The organism is Actinotignum timonense (genome assembly GCF_002860685.3).
GTDB classification, from domain to species: domain Bacteria; phylum Actinomycetota; class Actinomycetes; order Actinomycetales; family Actinomycetaceae; genus Actinotignum; species Actinotignum timonense.
On sequence record NZ_CP136960.1, the window covers coordinates 1,688,207 to 1,706,400 of the forward strand.

At 60.6% G+C, this 18,194-nt stretch carries 11 protein-coding genes and 1 tRNA gene; 1 reads left to right on the plus strand and 11 read right to left on the minus strand.

Annotated features, from left to right (window positions below; genetic code table 11):
* Nucleotides 1-6: 6 nt before the first annotated feature.
* Entirely contained in the window at nt 7-2,850 is a 2,844-nt protein-coding gene (uvrA, locus tag CYJ17_RS07020) for an excinuclease ABC subunit UvrA (RefSeq protein ID WP_087070767.1), read from the minus strand.
* A 72-nt stretch (nt 2,851-2,922) separates the two neighbouring features.
* On the opposite strand from uvrA, the gene CYJ17_RS07025 reads away from it, so the two are divergent.
* The gene (locus tag CYJ17_RS07025; protein WP_087070766.1) at nt 2,923-3,897 is read left to right on the plus strand and encodes a bile acid:sodium symporter family protein; all 975 of its coding nucleotides are present in this window, start codon (nt 2,923-2,925) and stop codon (nt 3,895-3,897) included.
* A gap of 96 nt (nt 3,898-3,993) precedes the next feature.
* Here CYJ17_RS07025 and CYJ17_RS07030 read toward each other — a convergent pair whose 3' ends face one another.
* From CYJ17_RS07030 to pyk, 10 genes are all read right to left on the minus strand, one after another.
* Nucleotides 3,994-5,046: a TerC/Alx family metal homeostasis membrane protein gene (locus CYJ17_RS07030; protein WP_087070765.1), complete on the minus strand. Its 1,053-nt coding sequence runs from the start codon at nt 5,044-5,046 to the stop codon at nt 3,994-3,996.
* Between the two features lie 266 nt (nt 5,047-5,312).
* Complete coding sequence (uvrB, locus tag CYJ17_RS07035; protein ID WP_087070764.1) at nt 5,313-7,391, minus strand: excinuclease ABC subunit UvrB; 2,079 nt, start codon at nt 7,389-7,391, stop codon at nt 5,313-5,315.
* A 198-nt stretch (nt 7,392-7,589) separates the two neighbouring features.
* Nucleotides 7,590-8,465, minus strand: a complete 876-nt coding sequence (locus CYJ17_RS07040; RefSeq protein WP_087070763.1) for a D-hexose-6-phosphate mutarotase — start codon at nt 8,463-8,465, stop codon at nt 7,590-7,592.
* A 74-nt stretch (nt 8,466-8,539) separates the two neighbouring features.
* On the minus strand, nt 8,540-9,886 hold the full coding sequence (locus CYJ17_RS07045) for a gluconate:H+ symporter (protein ID WP_087070762.1): 1,347 nt from the start codon (nt 9,884-9,886) through the stop codon (nt 8,540-8,542).
* Between the two features lie 173 nt (nt 9,887-10,059).
* Entirely contained in the window at nt 10,060-10,737 is a 678-nt protein-coding gene (coaE, locus tag CYJ17_RS07050) for a dephospho-CoA kinase (RefSeq protein ID WP_087070761.1), read from the minus strand.
* 175 nt (nt 10,738-10,912) lie between these two features.
* Complete coding sequence (rpsA, locus tag CYJ17_RS07055) at nt 10,913-12,397, minus strand: 30S ribosomal protein S1 (protein WP_087070760.1); 1,485 nt, start codon at nt 12,395-12,397, stop codon at nt 10,913-10,915.
* Between the two features lie 226 nt (nt 12,398-12,623).
* Nucleotides 12,624-15,302, minus strand: coding sequence for a DNA polymerase I (polA, locus tag CYJ17_RS07060; protein WP_101657579.1), 2,679 nt, complete (start codon nt 15,300-15,302; stop codon nt 12,624-12,626).
* A 178-nt stretch (nt 15,303-15,480) separates the two neighbouring features.
* Nucleotides 15,481-16,098: an ANTAR domain-containing response regulator gene (locus CYJ17_RS07065; RefSeq protein WP_096334970.1), complete on the minus strand. Its 618-nt coding sequence runs from the start codon at nt 16,096-16,098 to the stop codon at nt 15,481-15,483.
* A 228-nt stretch (nt 16,099-16,326) separates the two neighbouring features.
* Nucleotides 16,327-16,408 (minus strand) — tRNA-Leu (locus tag CYJ17_RS07070).
* Nucleotides 16,409-16,663: 255 nt separating this feature from the next.
* Entirely contained in the window at nt 16,664-18,094 is a 1,431-nt protein-coding gene (gene pyk / locus CYJ17_RS07075) for a pyruvate kinase (RefSeq protein ID WP_026429319.1), read from the minus strand.
* Between the last annotated feature and the right edge of the window lie 100 nt (nt 18,095-18,194).

Here is an 18,194-nt window from a genome sequence, read left to right on the forward strand (position 1 = left end):
GGCCGGTCACCTCCTCGTCTCCTCCAGGAGGGGGCGGAGGAATTGCCCGGTATAGGATTCGGGCACCGCGGCGATCTGTTCCGGGGTTCCGGTGGCGACGACGGTGCCCCCGCCGGCGCCTCCTTCCGGCCCCATGTCGATTACCCAATCCGCGCATTTAATGACATCGAGATTGTGCTCGATAACAATAACGGTATTGCCTTTATCCACGAGGGATTGCAGTACCAGGAGGAGCTTGCGGATATCCTCAAAATGCAGCCCCGTAGTGGGCTCATCCAGGATGTAAACAGTGCGGCCGCTGGAGCGGCGGTGCAATTCCGAAGCGAGCTTGACACGCTGGGCTTCCCCGCCGGAAAGCGTGGTTGCCGATTGCCCCAAACGCACGTAGCCCAGGCCCACCCGTTCCAGGGTGGTGAGATAGCGGGTGATATTCGTGATGGGATCGAAGAATTCCGCTGCCTCGTGAATGGTCATATTAAGAACTTCGGAGACGTTCTTCCCGCGGTACTTCACTTCCAGGGTTTCCCGATTGTAGCGGGTGCCGTGACAGACCTCGCAGGGCACATACACATCGGGGAGGAAGTTCATCTCAATTTTCACGGTGCCATCGCCCTTGCAGGCTTCGCAGCGGCCACCCTTAACATTAAAGGAGAAGCGCCCCGGGCCGTAGCCGCGCACCTTCGCCTCCTGGGTTTGGGCGAAGAGCTGGCGCACTTTATCCCATACCCCGGTGTAGGTGGCCGGATTCGAGCGCGGGGTGCGCCCGATGGGTGACTGATCCACGTGCACGACCTTATCGAGCTCCCCGGCCCCGGTGACCTCCCGGTGGCGCCCCGGAACGGTATGCGCACCGTTGAGCTGGTTAGCCAAGGAACGGTAAAGAATCTGGTTAACGAGGGTGGATTTCCCGGAGCCGGACACCCCGGTTACCGCGATAAAGGTAGAGAGGGGGAAAGACACCTCCACGTTTTTGAGGTTATTTTCCCGGGCGCCCCGCACCGTGATTTTCCGCTGCGGATCAACAGTGCGCCGCTGCTGCGGCGTCGTTATGGCACGTTTCCCGGATAGATACGCACCGGTCACGGATTCTTCGCAAGCACTCAAGCCCGCAACGTCCCCGGCGTAGACAACGTGCCCTCCGAATTCTCCCGCACCCGGGCCGATATCAATAACGTAATCGGCGGTGCGAATCGTTTCTTCATCGTGTTCGACGACGATGAGGGTATTCCCCAGGTCGCGGAGCTTGACGAGGGTGCCGATGAGTTTTTCGTTATCGCGCTGGTGGAGGCCGATAGAAGGTTCGTCGAGCACATAGAGCACGCCCACCAGGCCGGAGCCGATCTGGGTGGCGAGGCGGATACGCTGGGCTTCCCCGCCCGAAAGCGTGGAGGCACCCCGTGCCAGGGTGAGGTAGGACAGCCCCACATCCACGAGGAATCCCATCCGTACCTGGATTTCGCGCAGTACCTGCGCGGCGATCTGGGCTTGGCGCGCATCGAGTTCCACGGAGTCGAGGAAGGCTTTGGCGTCGTCGATGGCGAGGGAGCACAGCTCGAAAATATTGAGGTTTCCGATGCGCACCGCCAGCACATCGGGCTTGAGGCGGGCGCCGTGGCAGGCCGAGCAGGCAATCTCCCGCATATAGCCTTCGTAACGTTCCTTTGACCAGCTGGATTCGGTTTCCCCGTGCTTGCGTTTGACGTAGCCGAGAACCCCCTCAAAGCCGGTGGCATAGGTTTTTTCCCGCCCCCAGCGATTGCGGTATTTGACGGTGACCTTGTAGTTATTGCCTTCCAGGAGGGCCTTCCGCGCTTTCTTGGGCAGGTCCTTCCAGGGGGTATCCACATCGAAGCCGAGTTCCTCCCCCAGGGCTTCCATCTGGCGGGTGAAGAAATCCTGGTGGCTCGTCCACGGAGCAATGGCGCCCTCCCGGAGAGTTTTCTCCGGATGCGGGACCACGAGGTCCGGATCCACTTCCAGGGTGGAGCCCAGGCCGTCGCAAGCCGGGCAGGCCCCGTAGGGCGCGTTAAAAGAGAAGGTGCGCGGTTCGATTTCTTCCAGGGCGAGGGCGTGCCCGTTCGGGCAGGAACGGTGCTCGGAAAAACGCCGGGAGCGTTCTTCACCTTCGGCCGCGTCCACGAATTCCACCACCATGAGCCCGGAGGAGAGCCCGAGGGCCTGTTCTACCGAATCGGTGAGACGGCTGGTGATACCTTCGCGCACCACCAGGCGATCAACAACGACGTCGATACTGTGGCGCAGTTTCTTATCGAGGCTGGGCGGGTTATCCAGGCGGATATCTTCGCTATCGACCCGCGCGCGGGTGTAGCCGGCCTGGGCGAGATCCGTGAACACATCCGCGTATTCGCCCTTGCGGTCACGCACCACCGGGGCGAGGATCTGGAAACGGGTACCTTCCGGGTAGGTGAGGAGGGTATCCACGATTTGCTGGGCACTTTGGGCGGTGATTTTCGCGCCGCATTCCGGGCAGTACTGCACCCCGGCCCGCGCGTAGAGTAAACGCAGGTAGTCATAGACTTCCGTAACCGTGCCCACCGTGGAGCGCGGGTTACGGTTGGTGGATTTCTGATCGATGGAGACCGCCGGGGAGAGCCCTTCGATGAGGTCCACATCCGGTTTATCCATCTGGCCGAGGAACATGCGAGCGTAGGAGCTCAGCGATTCCACGTAGCGGCGCTGCCCTTCGGCAAAAATGGTGTCAAAAGCCAGGGAGGATTTACCGGATCCCGAAAGCCCGGTAAAGACAACGAGTTGATCGCGGGGAATATCCACCGTGATATTACGGAGGTTATTTTCCCGCGCGCCCTGAACATGGATAACATCACTCACCCGGCCAAGCTTACACGGTTGAACACAGGTTCGATAACCGGATGGTGCAATGTTCACGCTAGGCTGGTTCCCATGGCACGTAACCGAGCACGTCTCCTCCGCTACCGGCCCGACCCCCTGGTGGCCGGCATTATCCTCGCGATGATCGCCGGGCTTCTTATTCCGGCGCCAAGTGCGGTCCGGGCACACCTGGGTACGGTTTCCGACCTGGCGGTGGCCTGCGTTTTCCTGGTGTACGGAATGCGGCTGCGCACCCGCGACGTGCTCGCCGGGCTGCGCAATATTAAACTCCAAGGCCTGGTATTCCTGTGCACCTACCTCATTTTCCCGCTTCTCGGTTTCGCCCTCGGGCACCTGGTGGCGCCTTTCCTGGGCCCGGCATTCGCCCTCGGTTTCCTCTACCTGGCGCTACTGCCTTCTACCATCCAGTCCTCGGTCACGATGGTGTCCATCGCCCGCGGGAATGTGGCCGCTGCCGTCACCTCCGCTACGGTCTCCAATATTGCCGGGATTTTCCTCACCCCGCTGCTCGTGCTGCTTTTCCTTCACGTGGAGGGAGCTTCGGCCGGATCTATTAATTCGGTGCTCCTCAAGCTGCTCCTGCCCTTTATTATCGGGCAGTGCCTCCAGCCCTGGGTGGGTACCTGGTTCCGGGCTCACCCGCGGCTAGTGCGCACGGTGGATAACACCTCGATTATCCTCATTGTGCTGTCTTCCGTGCTCAATGCCACCGCGGAAGGTGCCTGGGCGGGAGTGACGCTCTGGACGATCCTCGGCCTGCTCGCCCTGTGCTGCGTGCTGTTAGCCGCCATGCTTTCGATTACCTGGTGGCTCGGGGGCCTGGCCCGCATGACCGTGGAGGATCGCATCGTGGTGCTCATGTGCGGTTCGAAGAAATCATTGGCAACGGGGCTCCCGATGGCCAAGGCACTATTCTCCCCGGCCACGGTCGCCCCGCTGTCCGTCCCGGTGGTTATTTTCCACCAGCTACAAATATTTGTGTGCGCGATTCTGGCGCGCCGCCTGGCGCGGCGCAGCGCCGATTAGTGCGCCGCCACAGCAATGAGCCCGGCGCAGCTCCGATTAACGGCCACTCAGCCGATCAGCTAGTACTAGCGCCTCTCGCTACCGGCACGCACCGCCTTAGTGGGCGCCGCCAGCTGCGCCGTCGTCGTCGTTCTTCTCCTTACGCGCGAGAGAACGCGAGCGCAGCAGGGACGCCACCACCGTCACCACAATAATGACCACGATGACGAGCAGCGAGCTCAGCGGCGTGAAGGAGAAGAAGCCGGTGGCAATATCGTAATGATGCAGGGCTTCAAAAATGAGTTTGAAGCCGATGAAGGCGAGGATCGCGGCCAGGCCGAAGTGCAGGTACACGAGGCGTTCGAGCAGGCCATCGACCAGGAAGAACATCTGGCGCAGGCCCATGAGCGCAAAGGCATTCGCCGCGAAAATAATGAAGGGTTCGGTGGTGAAACCGAAGGAGGCCGGGATGGAATCGAGGGCAAACATGAGGTCAATCCCGCCGATGGCGATAATGCACAGCAGCAGCGGGGTGATATAGCGCTTGCCGCCGCGCTTCACGATGTAGTGGTCGCCGTGGTAATCCTCGGCGACCGGGAGGGTGCGGCGCGCTAGGCGTACGAAGAAGTTATCGGCTTCCTCACCCGTCGGTTCGCTTTCCGAGAGCCCTTCTTTGACCTGCGAGAATGCGGTCCACAGCAGGAAGGCACCGAAGAGGAAGAAGGACCAGGCCAGGGATTCCACAATAACCTTGCCCAGCACGATGAAAATGAAGCGCAGGCACAGCGCAATAACAATGCCCCAGAACAGCACTTTTTGCTGGAGGGCACGGGGAACCGCGAAGGAACCCATAATAATAATGAAGACGAAGATATTATCGACGGAAAGTGAATATTCCACGCCCCAGACGCTGAAGAATTGCAATCCGAAGGTATCTCCGTGGCGCCACCACAGGTATCCGCCCAGGCAGACGGCCAGGAAAATGTAGAACAGCAGGAAACCGGCCGATTCTTTCATGCTGGGCTCGTGCGGTTTGCGCACGTGGGACAGCAGATCAAAGGCGAAAATACCGATAACGACGACGAAAAGCAGAATCCACTCGGCCACATGGACCGACATCTGCTCGGGCGTGCTCGTCAACGGCAGCACACCCGTGGCGTATGAAAGCATAAATACCCTCCGGATGGAATGACCGGAGGTCTCTCCCCACCCGCCGGGCGCGCGGCCGCGGCAGGTCTCCGATCCGGACGACCCGGGTGGGTCTCGTGCTGACGAATCGGTGGTTGATGGGAATACTCCCCTCCACGAGTGCACACTTTACACGATGGGGAGCACCGCCGAGTCGTGTTTCATATGTGGTTTGCGTACCGCGCGCGGTGCGCACAGGCGGACGCGCGGCTTCCGCGTGCCTCCGGTGCCGCTCCCGTGCAGCCGTTTTATTTTTGGGCCTGCTGGGAATGCCACAGCTCGCTTTTCAGATCCTTGATCTCATCGCGGTAGCGCGCCGCGAGCTCAAATTGGAGCTGTTCGGCTGCGGCATGCATCTGCGCGGTGAGCTCGGTAATGAGTTCGCGCAGCTCTTTCCCGCCCTGCGCGCGGGCAATTTCCGCTTCCGAAGCGCGGGCCCGGGCATGCGCGGGCTCCTGGCGATACCCGCCGGCGAGCAGCTGTTCGGTATCCACATCCTCGCGGGCGAGCATATCGGTCACATCCGCGATGCGTTTGCGCAGCGGTTGCGGATCGATACCGTGTTCGCGGTTGTAGGCGAGCTGCTTCTCCCGGCGCCGATTCGTTTCATCAATAGCCTGCTGCATATTCGGGGTGATGCTATCCCCGTACATATGCACTTCCCCAGAAACGTTACGGGCCGCGCGCCCGATGGTCTGAATAAGCGAGGTGGTGGACCGCAAAAAGCCCTGCTTATCGGCGTCGAGAATCGCCACGAGCGAGACTTCCGGAAGATCCAGCCCCTCGCGCAGCAGGTTAATACCCACGAGCACATCGAATTTCCCGAGCCGCAGCTCCCGCAGCAGCTCCACGCGCCGCAGGGTATCCACATCCGAATGCAGGTACTCGACCCGCACCCCGCGATCCGCCAGGTACGCGGTGAGATCCTCAGCCATTTTCTTCGTTAGCGTGGTGACGAGGACCCGCTCATCACGTTCGGCCCGCACTCGCACTTCTTCGAGTAGATCATCAATCTGCCCTTCGGTGGGTTTGACTTTAATAAGGGGATCGACCAACCCGGTGGGTCGAATAATTTGTTCGACGACGCCGTCCGCTTGGCCAAGCTCATATTTGCCAGGCGTTGCGGATAGGTACACGGTTTGGCCGATGCGGTCGAGGAATTCCTCCCATTTGAGGGGGCGGTTATCCATGGCGGAGGGCAGCCGGAAGCCGTATTCCACCAGGGTGCGTTTGCGCGACATATCCCCTTCGTACATGGCCCCAATCTGGGGAACAGTCACGTGAGATTCATCGAGGATAAGGAGGAAATCGTCCGGGAAATAATCGAGGAGGGTATTCGGGGCGGTGCCCGGGCCACGCCCGTCAATATGCCGCGAATAGTTTTCAATACCGGAGGTGGTTCCAATATTGCGCATCATCTCGATATCGTAGCTGGTGCGCATTTCCAGGCGCTGCGCCTCGAGGAGCTTGTTATGGGCGCGTAGGTACTCCAGGCGTTCGGCCAGTTCTTCCTCAATGGAGCGGATAGCGCGTTCCATGCGCTCGGGGCCGGCCACGTAGTGGGAGGCCGGGAACACATGCGCGGTATCGGTGCGTTGGATAACATCCCCGGTAAGCGGGTGGAGGAGGGAAATCCCGTCAATCTCATCACCGAAGAATTCAATGCGGATAGCCAGCTCTTCGTACACGGGGATAATCTCCACGGTATCGCCCCGTACCCGGAAGGTGCCGCGGGTGAAAGCAATATCGTTACGGGTGTACTGCATGGACACGAAGGTGCGGAGCAGCTCATCGCGGTCCAGTTGCTGGCCCACGTGGAGTTGCACCATGCGATCAACGTATTCCTGCGGGGTACCCAGGCCGTAAATGCAGGAAACAGAGGCCACCACCACGGTGTCGCGCCGGGTGAGGAGCGAATTGGTAGCCGAATGGCGCAGGCGCTCTACCTCATCATTAATGGAGGAATCTTTTTCGATAAAGGTATCGGTTTGGGGAACGTAGGCTTCCGGCTGGTAGTAATCGTAATAGGAAACAAAGTATTCCACCGCGTTATTGGGCATGAGTTCGCGGAATTCCGCCGCCATCTGCGCGGCCAGGGTTTTATTTGGCTCCATAATGAGGGTGGGACGCTGCACCTGTTCAATAAGCCAGGCGGTGGTGGCGGATTTTCCGGTACCGGTGGCTCCCAGCAGCACCACGTCCTTTTCGCCGTCGTTAATGCGGCGGGTGAGTTCGGCAATCGCGGCGGGCTGATCACCCGAGGGGCGGTACTCGGAAATTACTTCAAAAGGCTTATCGCTGCGCACAATCTCAGAATCAAGAGCCATAGTGGCGAGCTTACTAGCCCGGTCCCGGATTGCGGTATGAAATACGCCAGTGGCCGGATAACGGCCCGAAGAAATTCGGGACGGTATCCGGCCACTGGGCGCCGTCGTCGTAACAAACGACTATCGGTTGCTTTCAGCTACGTTTGCCTGTTACTGGGCGAATATAGCCGCCAGGCGAACCATAACGGCCAGGCGAACTTAGCCGAGCTGCTCAACCGTGGCGTGCAGGGTGAGCGTGGCGCTCTCCCCCGGCGCGAGCTGCGGAGCACCTTCGCGCACCCGAGTCGCTTCCACGCACACAAAATGCTTCCAGGCATCATCGGGCATATCAGCATTCGCGGCAGAGCCCTTCGTGCCCGGGTTCCACACCACGGACTTATCGGATTCTTCCGAGCTCAGGGTGATCTTACGCTTCCCGCCCGCGTCCACGAGCACGATATCGCCCGCGAAGGGGTAGAAGCGATCCACGGTCTGGCCTTCGAGCGCCTCGAAGGGCCCGGCCGGAAGCTGCGCATTATCGGCGAGGCGATCAATACCGCCCTCCTCGATACCTTCGATGCGAAGCGTTTGGGCATCCACCGCCCAGTAGGCGTGGAGAGCCAGCTCCGGCGCAATGTTTTCCGTGCCGGTATTGGTGGCGCTCAGCCGTACCCAGAAATCGCTGCCCAGGTGCACGGTGTAGGCGAGCTTGAGGGAATCACCCAGCTCTCCGCCCAGGGTGCTGCTCGCGAGAGTGAAGGTCGCTTCCACCGCGGTGGAATCCCCACTTACGGATTCGAGGGTCCAATCCTGGATGCGGGCCCAGCCGTGCAGGCCGTTATCCGAGGGGCCGAACCACGGGGCTACCACCGGGATACCGCCCCGGATAGGAGTGCCCTGCGTGAGGCCGGATAGTTCGCTCATGTAGAGGACGTCCTCGAAGCCAGCCGGTTTCCAGGAGGCAACGTGGGCGCCGTAGGGGAAAACGGTACCGGATACGGTATCGGTGTTAATCTCCAGCGCGCTCAGGTCCCCACGGGTGACGAGGCTGACGCCGGCGATGTTCTGCTCGGCAAAAGGAATGCTCTGCGTCATTTGTACTCCTTGTTTTTCTTTATGTGTGCGATGCGGGCGACCATACCGGCCGCCCGCACCTTCTTGCTCATGCCTTAGCCGAAGAACGGCGAGAGGCACATTACGTACGCCAGTGAGACCAGCGAACCGGAGGCGAGCAGGCCGCCCCACGTCTTCAGGGTGTCCTTGATGGACAGATCGAAGTATTCCTTGAAGAGCCAGAAGGACGCGTCATTAATATGCGTCATGAAGTTGGAGCCCGCGGCGGTGGCGAGCACGAGGAGCGTGGGATCCACGCCCGCCTGCATCACGCCGGTCACCGGGTCCATAACAGCCGCACCAATAATGGAGGCGGCGGTCATCGCGGAGACCACGCCCTGGCCGGTTGCCAGGCGGATAAGAACGGTAATGAACCAGGCCATGATGTAGGGCGAAACCGCGCCGGCGCTCATGAAGCCGCCGATGTAATCGCCGATACCGGAGTCGATAACAACCTGCTTGAAGGCGCCACCGGCACCGATAATCATGACAACGCCGGCAATAATGGAGACGGCCTTATTGAACTTGTCCATAACCCATTCGCCCTTGTGCCCGCGCTGAATACCGAAAAGCAGCATGGCGAGCACCAGCGCCACGGACATGGCCACCGGGGAGGAGCCGAAGAAGTTGAGCCACTGGCCCAGCGTCGATTTCGGATTCACCCAGATATTGGCGATGGTCACCGAGATCATGATGATGGCCGGGCTGAGCGGCACGATGAGGGAGACGAAGAAGGACGGCGGGTTAACCGCGGCTTCCTTATCGTTTTCATCACCGGACATGAACTTCGGCACCGGGCGCTCGAGGTTACCGAGAATCTTGGGCAGCAGCACACCACCCACGATCACCCAGAGGATGGCCATGGGAATACCGAGGAGGTAGACCATGCCGGCATCGGCCTTGTACTGATCAATGAGCGCAACCGGGCCGGGCTGCGGCGGGAAGATGGAGTGAGCAACCGTGGTGGCGCAGACGGCCGGAATGGCCAGGCGCAGCCACGGCACCTTTGCTTCCTGAGCAATAGAAATAACGAGCGGCGCAATCATGAGGAAGGCAACTTCGTAGAACATCGCCAGGCCGAAAATAAGACCGATGATGATGACGGCGATACGCACGAAGCGCAGTCCGAAGCGGCGGATGAGCCCCGATGCCAGCACGTGAGACGCACCGGAGTCCACCATGAGGCGGCCGATAACTGCACCGAAAACAACGATAATGGCGAGCGAACCCAGCGTAGAACCAAAACCGGTGGTGACGGTCTTGAGAGTTTCCATCGGGCCCATGCCGTTGCACAGCGCCACCACCACGGCGGCGAGCAACAGCGCGAGCATCGAATTCACCTTGAACACGATGTTGAGCACGAGCATCAACGCAATGCCCACGAGCAGCCAAACAATTGGCATAGCTTTTTAACCTCTCAAATTTTAGGCCCCATCGCCGCGCATCGTTGCTTCGTGGCGACGAGACGTACCATATAGCGAAACGGTCATTTCACTATCTGTAAATGGTACTCCCTCTTACGCTGAGAGTAAACACGGTGCCGGTCACCTTTTTACTTGCGTTTCTCTTGATTGTTTTACGACGACGCCGGCGCCTGCGGCGCCGCCAGCCAGCTCTCCGCGCACTGGGCAACGAGGTTCTCAAGCTCCGCGCGGCTTCCCGCATTCCAGATCCAGATATGGGCCAGGGCCCGGCGAGCCTCTTCATCTACCTGGTTGCGCATCCGGGCCTGGGCATCGGCCCGGCTCATCCCCCGGCCTCGCAGGTGCTCGATTCGTTGTTCTTCCGGGGCCGCCACGATCATGACGCAATCGACCTCGCGATCAGCGCGGGTTTCTACCAGGAGCGGCACATCGTAGACCGCCAGCTGGCCGGGGGTGGCACTGGCGAGGATATCCCGGGCCCGCGCGATGATAGCGGGATGGGTGAGGGCTTCGAGCCGGTGGCGGGCGGCCGGGTTCGTGAAGATATGCGCGGCGAGGGCCGCCCGGTTGAGGGCGCCGTCGTCGTTTAAAATATCGGGACCGAATGCGGCGGCGAGCTGCGCGAGGACGGGACTACCCGGCGCGGTGATCTCGCGGGCGAGGGCGTCGGCGTCGGCGATGATTGCGCCGCGTTTGCGCAGGACCTCGGTGACTGTGGATTTGCCGGCGCCGATGCCGCCGGATACCGCTACCCGCAGGGCGCGGCCTCGCGGGTGGGTGAAGGGGCGCAGGAGTTGTGCGCTGGCTCCCCCGATTGTTAGTGCGTTCACCGTTTCAGCTTAACAATGCGCCAGGGAGAAAGAAAACGCCGCCGGCGCTCCCCCGAAGAGGTGCGCCGGCGGCGGTACAAGGTGTTTACCCGCGGTTGCGTGCTGCTACACGCTATAGCCTGGACGTTCCCCGGCTACGCGCGGCAGCCTAGCACTACCCGCGGAAACGCGAACCTTAGTTGTTGGTCAGCTTCTCACGCAGAGCGGCGAGGGCTTCATCGGCATCCGAGTCGAGCGAGCCGCTCGGTTCGGAGGTGGAGCTGTAGCTGGCCGGAATTTCCGCGGCCGGTTCGGCAGCGGCAGCAGCCTGGGCGCCGGCGGCAGCATCGGCTTCGATCGCGGCAGCGACCTGGGCCTTGTGCGCTTCCCAACGGGCCTGGGCCTGGGCGTATTCGTTCTCCCATGCCTCGCGCTGAGCTTCGTAGCCCTCGAGCCATTCGTTCGATTCCGGATCGAAGCCCTCGGGGTACTTGTAATTGCCGTTTTCGTCGTAATCAGCGGCCATACCGTAGAGCGAGGGATCGAAGTCCTGGGAGTTCGGATCCACGCCCTCGTTAGCCTGCTTGAGGGAGAGCGAAATGCGGCGGCGGTCCAGATCGATATCGATGACCTTGACGAAAACGTCGTCGCCCACCTTGACAACCTCTTCCGGGGTGTCGATGTGGCGGGAAGCCAGTTCGGAGATGTGGACGAGACCTTCGATACCGTCCTCCACGCGCACGAAAGCGCCGAAGGGAACGAGCTTGGTCACGCGACCCGGAACGATCTGGCCGATCGCGTGGGTGCGGGCGAAGGACTGCCAGGGATCTTCCTGGGTGGCCTTGAGGGAGAGCGAGACACGCTCGCGGTCCATATCAACATCGAGAACTTCGACGGTGACGGGCTGGCCCACTTCGACAACCTCGGACGGGTGGTCGATGTGCTTCCAGGACAGTTCGGAGACGTGAACGAGGCCGTCCACACCGCCGAGGTCCACGAAGGCACCGAAGTTGACGATGGAGGAGACGAAGCCTTCGCGCACCTGGCCCTTCTGGAGCTGGTGCAGGAATTCGCCACGGGCCTGGGACTGGGATGCTTCCAGCCAAGCGCGGCGGGAAAGAACCACGTTATTGCGGTTCTTATCAAGTTCGATAATCTTCGCTTCGAGTTCGCGGCCGATGTAGGGCTGCAGGTCACGCACGCGGCGCATTTCAACGAGCGAAGCGGGCAGGAAGCCACGCAGCCCGATATCAACAATCAGGCCGCCCTTGACGACTTCGATGACGGTACCGGTCACGACACCATCAGCTTCCTTGATCTTCTCGATTTCAGCCCAGGCGCGTTCGTACTGCGCGCGCTTCTTCGAGAGGAGGAGACGGCCTTCCTTGTCTTCCTTCTGGAGGACGAGGGCTTCTACCTGGTCGCCAATTTCCACGACGTCATCGGGATTGACATCGTGCTTGATCGAAAGTTCCTTGGAGGGAATAACACCCTCGGTTTTGTAGCCAATGTCGAGCAACACTTCGTCATGGTCGACCTTGACAACGGTTCCTTCGACGAGGTCACCATCGTTAAAGTACTTGATCGTCTTATCGACGGCGGCAATAAGTTCTTCCTCGGAGCCGATATCGTTGACGGCAATCTCGGGGAGAGTCGAAGACTCGGGGGTGGTATTAGTCATTAACTGATAACTTCCGGACACTATTGTGAATATTTGCTTGGGACCGATGGATATCGGCCAGTGTGGCGGGTGCTCACACCAGTTCTCCATACTACGCGGAAAAGCTTGGCTAGTGCAAGGTATCCGGGCTGGAATCGGAGTGGCGTGAGCCCCGTTTTAGTGGGCTGTTGCGGGCGGTTCTCGTGAGTCCGTTGCGGGCTGCTCGTGTGAACCGATGTGGAGCGTTTTAGTGTGCTGCCTCACGCCAATTGGGGCCGTATCCCACCCCGACGGAGAGCGGGACCCGTAACTGGGCTGCCCCGGCCATTTCCCGGCGCACAATTTCCTCCGCGGCCTCGTGCTCGCCGGGTGCTACTTCCAGCACCAGTTCGTCATGAACCTGGAGGAGAACCCGGCTGCGCAACCCGGCTTCCCGCAGGGCTTCCACCACGGCAACCATGGCGATCTTGATAATATCCGCGGCGCTGCCCTGGATAGGCGCGTTGAGGGCCATCCGCTCGGATGCTTCGCGCAGCTGGCGGTTCGTGGAGCGCAGTTCCGGCAGGTAGCGCCGCCGCCCCAGCAGGGTCTGGGTATAGCCATCCTCGCGGGCTCTCACCACGAGGGAATCGAGGTAATCACGCACTTTCCCGAAGCGCGCAAAATAGCTGTCCATGAGCTCTTGGGCGTCGTGGGCGGAAATATGGAGCTGGCGGGAAAGCCCGTAGGCAGAGAGCCCGTAGGCCAGCCCGTAGCTCATCGCTTTAATGCGAGAGCGCTGCTGGCTGCTCACCTCGCTTTCGGGAATCCCGAACACGAGGGACGCCACCGAGGAATGCAGGTCTTCGCCTTCATTAAAGGCGGTGATAAGCGCTTCATCACCGGAAAGCGAGGCCATAATCCGCATTTCAATCTGGGAATAATCCGCGGTCATGAGCGCCGCATAGCCCTCCGAGGGGATAAAGGCGGAGCGGATTTGGAGTCCTTCGGCGGTGCGTGCGTGAATATTTTGGAGATTCGGATCCGTGGAGGAGAGCCGCCCGGTTGCGGCCACCGCCTGTTGGTAGGTGGTGTGGATTTTTCCATCCGCTCGGGTATTGCGCTGCAAGCCTTCTACGGATTGCCGCAATTTAATGGCGTCACGATGCTCGAGAAGCGCCCCGAGGAATTGGGTTCCGGCCACCGCCTTATCATCTTCCCGGGGTGCGATGCGCACGGCAAGATCAGCCAGCGCCTCCGCATTCGTGGTGTACCCGGATCTGGTTTTCCGGGTGGTGGGCAAGCCCAATTCGTCGAACAGCACCCCCTGGAGCTGCTTGGGGCTGGAGAGATTCACCTTGTGGCCAATGGCATCATAGGCGAGCCGCGCCGCGGCTTCCACCCGCCCGTCGAAATCCTTCCGGAGTTTTTCGAGGTAGGGAGCATCCACCGCAATCCCGGTGTCCTCCATGCACGCGAGGGTGCGCGCCACATCCATTTCCAGATCAAGTAGAGCGCCGTCTTCCCCGCGCTGCGTCAATTCCCCGAGCAATTTCTCGGAAAGCGGGCCGAGGAGGGCAGCGCGTGCCGCCAGGGGATCAGCCTGCCCATCCAACCCGGGCAGCACTCCCCCGTCCCCCAGATCAACGCCGAGGTGGCGCAGCGCCAGGTCACCGAGGTCATAGCTGCGCTGATCGGGATAGAGAAGGTAGGCACACAGCACGGTATCCCGTACGACGCCGCGCAATTCGGCACCCTGCCCGCGTACCCGATGCCAGGCTTCTTTGGCGCCGTGCACCACTTTCGGGGCATCCGATTCCAGCCAGGCCCGCACCTGGGCGGTATCCTCCTCGTTCATGGTGTGCGTATCGAGAAGCAGGGCCGCGTGGGGCGTGCCAATCGCCATTGCCTCCACGCGCCCCGCACCCGGGCTGGCCGGCCCGGCAATGTCGAGGCCAAAGAACGGGGCGTCAGCGTGCTCGTCAAGCCACGCACGTACCCCGGAGGTGGTGATCTCCAGGCCGGCGAGGGTGAATCCGGCCGGCGCATCGGATTCAGGTGCGCCGTCGCGCGACGGTAATTCGCTGAGGACACGCCCGCGTAAGGTATCGAAATCGAGGGTGTCGAAGAGTTCGTGCAGTGCTTCCCGCTCCACTCCGCGCGGGCGGAATTCCTCGAGGTTCTCCCCGATGGGAAGGTCACGCACGAGGGTGTTGAGGGAGCGATTTTGGCGGACCTGGTCCAGGTGCTCGCGCAGGGAGGCCCCCACTTTTCCGCCGATGTCGTCAGCGTGGGCGAGGATGGAGTCGAGGTCACCGTAGTTCGCGAGCCATTTCGCCGCGGTTTTCGGGCCGACCCCGGGCACGCCGGGAATATTATCGGCACCCTCCCCCACGAGTGCTGCCAGGTCAGCGTAGCGCTCCGGGCGCACTCCGGTTTTCTTTTCGATACCTGCCGGGTCGAGGACCTGCATGGTCGAGCGCGGCATGGGATACAGCACGGTGGTGTGCTCATCAACGAGCTGGTAGGAGTCTTTATCACCGGAAGCGATATACACATCCGCGCCGTGTTCTACCGCCCGGCGTGAGAGGGTGGCGATAATATCGTCGGCTTCGTAATCTTCGTAGGTGAGCCAGCTGATTCCGCAAACATCAAGGACGCTTTTAATAACATCGATTTGCCCGGCGAATTCCACCGGGGTGGGGGCCCGGCCCGCTTTGTAATCGGGATAGACGCGGGTGCGGAAAGTTCCTCCCGGCAGGTCAAAGGCCACGGCAATGTAATCGGGGTGGTAGTCGCCAATGATTTTCAAGAGGGTGGAAAGGAACCCGTAAACGGCGTTGGTGTACTGCCCGCGATCAGTGAGGAAGTTCTCCGCCCGCAGGGCGTAGAAGGCGCGGAACGCCATGGAATGGCCATCAACAAGAAGGAATTTTTCGTCACTCACCCCTCTAGCCTACGCGAGATAGCAAACAGGCGCCCACCGGATTTCCGGTGAGCGCCTGCTCGCTGAAAGCGTGTTCGGCTTCCGCAACGCGTATGCGCGGTTCGTACTGCGGGTTCCACAACACGTGTGCGCCGCTCCCGCTACGAGTTCGGCGGGTACGCTCTGCGGGTTCGCAAGCTTAGTTCTTCCCGCCGACCTGTTCGATAACGGCATCGGCAACTTCGCGCATGGTCAGCCGCCGATCCATGGACGTCTTTTGAATCCAGCGGAAAGCTTCCGGTTCGGTTAGGCCCATCTGCGATTCCAGCAGCCCCTTGGCCCGATCCACCCGCTTACGGGTTTCAAATTGTTCGGCCATGGTAGAGACTTCGTTTTCCAGGGCTTCGATTTCCTGGTTGCGCGAAACCGCGATTTCCACCGCCGGGATGAGATCAGCGGGCGTGAAGGGCTTGACCACATAGGCCATGGCGCCGGCATCACGGGCACGTTCCACCAGGTCACGCTGAGAATAAGCGGTAAGCATCACAATGGCGACGCGGTGTTCTTCCAGGATGCGGTCCGCTGCGGTGATGCCATCCATACCGGGCATCTTCACATCCATGACAATAAGATCCGGTTCGAGTTCACCGGCCAGTTCGATAGCGGATTCGCCATCGCCAGCTTCCCCGACAACCTCATACCCGGCATCTTCCAGTGTTTCAACGATATCGAGGCGAATGAGAGTTTCGTCTTCAACGACAAGAACCCGAATGGCTTCTTTGTTCTCCGCGGATTGCCCCGCTGTGCCCTTGGCCATCATGACCCCTTCGACCGGCATGCCGGATAGATTGAACCAAATTTACTGCGTGCGATGTTGCACCTGCATCCACACCGAAGTGTTCTCTGACCCTTGAGAGATTGATGACCGGCAACGGGAATTCACGCGCCCCTTACCATGCTGTCAGACCACGCGGTGCAGAGCAAACACCGGGCCAGAGATTCCCAGCTAACTTCAAGGTTATTGCCTTCAAGCTTATCGCTGCGGTGCTCCCGGAGGGACTCGAACCCTCACGCCTTGCGGCGCTGCATTTTGAGTGCAGTGTGTCTACCAATTCCACCACAGGAGCTTGTGCATCTGCCGATACTACCAGCGGGAGAGCCCGGATCGCCCGGATCACCGCGGGTCACTGTACAAACGCAGAGAATATTTCACCATACCCGCCACCAAATTTCAAATGAGATGACGCGGAAGCGAGAGGAACGGCAGCGGGTGCCCACCCGGATTATTCCGAGCGGGCACCCGCCCGCCTATCCACTGTTCAATACCGTGCTGCTGTATCCATGGACGCGGCAGCACCTAGGAGAATACAAGCCTGCCGGATTTAGGCAACGCCCGTTTCTTCACCGATCTTGTGAACACGCAGGGTGTTGGTGGAACCAGCCACGCCCGAGGGCATACCGGCCACGATCACCACGCGGTCACCAACCTGTGCGCGGCCCAGTTCGAGGAGGCGATCCTCCACCTGCTGCACCATTTCGTCCGTGGTAGCGGCGGAGTGATCCACCGTGTAGGTTTCGCTACCCCACAGAACAGCGAGCTGATTGCGCACCTTCTCCGAGGGAGTGAAGTTGATGATCGGAAGGCGGGAGCGGTTGCGTGCCACGCGGCGGGCGGTGTGCCCGGTTTCCGTGAAGACCACAACTGCCTTGACGCCCAGGGCCTCACCGATATCCAGAGCGGAGCGGGTAAGAACACCGTTGCGGGTGCGATGTAGGGAGGAGAGCTGCGGGATCTGCTCCAGGCCGTGTTCCTCCGTGTAAGAAACGATGGAGGCCATGGTCTTCACGCACTCAATCGGGTAGAGGCCCACCGAGGTTTCCCCGGAAAGCATCACGGCATCCGCACCGTCTAGGATTGCGTTGGCACAGTCAGAAGCCTCAGCGCGGGTGGGCCGCGGGTTCTGGATCATGGATTCGAGAACCTGGGTGGCCAGAATAACCGGCTTGGCGCGCTTGCGAGCCAGGGAAATGGCTTCCTTCTGCACCAGCGGAACCTGCTCGAGGGGCAGTTCCACGCCAAGGTCACCGCGGGCGACCATAATGCCGTCGAAGGCCTGGACGATGTCGTCCAGGTTGGCCACAGCCTGCGGCTTTTCGATCTTGGCGATAACGGGGAGGTGAATACCCTCTTCGTCCATAATGCGGTGGACGTCATCAATATCCTTGGCATCACGCACGAAGGACAGCGCGATGAGATCCGCACCGTAGTTGAGGCCCCAGCGCAGGTCCTCTTCATCCTTTTCGGACATGGCGGGAACGGACACCGCCACGCCGGGAAGATTAATACCCTTGTTATTGGAAACGGGGCCGGGGACTTCCACGCGGGTGACCACGTCAGTGCCGTCCACAACTTCCACAACGCGCACGGAAACCTTACCGTCGTCAATCAACAGCACATCGCCGGGATTGCAATCGCCGGCCAGACCCTTGAAGGTGGTGGAGCAGATATCCTTCGTGCCGGGGATATCGCGGGTGGTAATGGTGAAGGTATCGCCCACGTTCAGCTGGACCGGACCTTCGGCGAAACGGCCGAGACGGATCTTGGGGCCCTGCAAATCGACGAGCACCGCAACCGGGGTACCCAGTTCCTTCGCGGCGGCACGCACATTATCAATGCGCTTTTCGTGTTCTTCATGCGAACCGTGGGAAGCGTTAATACGCGCCACGTTCATGCCGGCTTTAACAAGTTCAAGGATTTGATCGTAGGTATCCGTAGCCGGACCCAACGTACACACAATTCTAGCTCTACGCATGTTTCCTATCTTACCCGAGGGCCCTGTTTCCCCATCGGGACTCAAGGCACTCGTCCTGGTAAATATGCACCGTTATAAGCCCCGCTCGCGGAGCTCATCT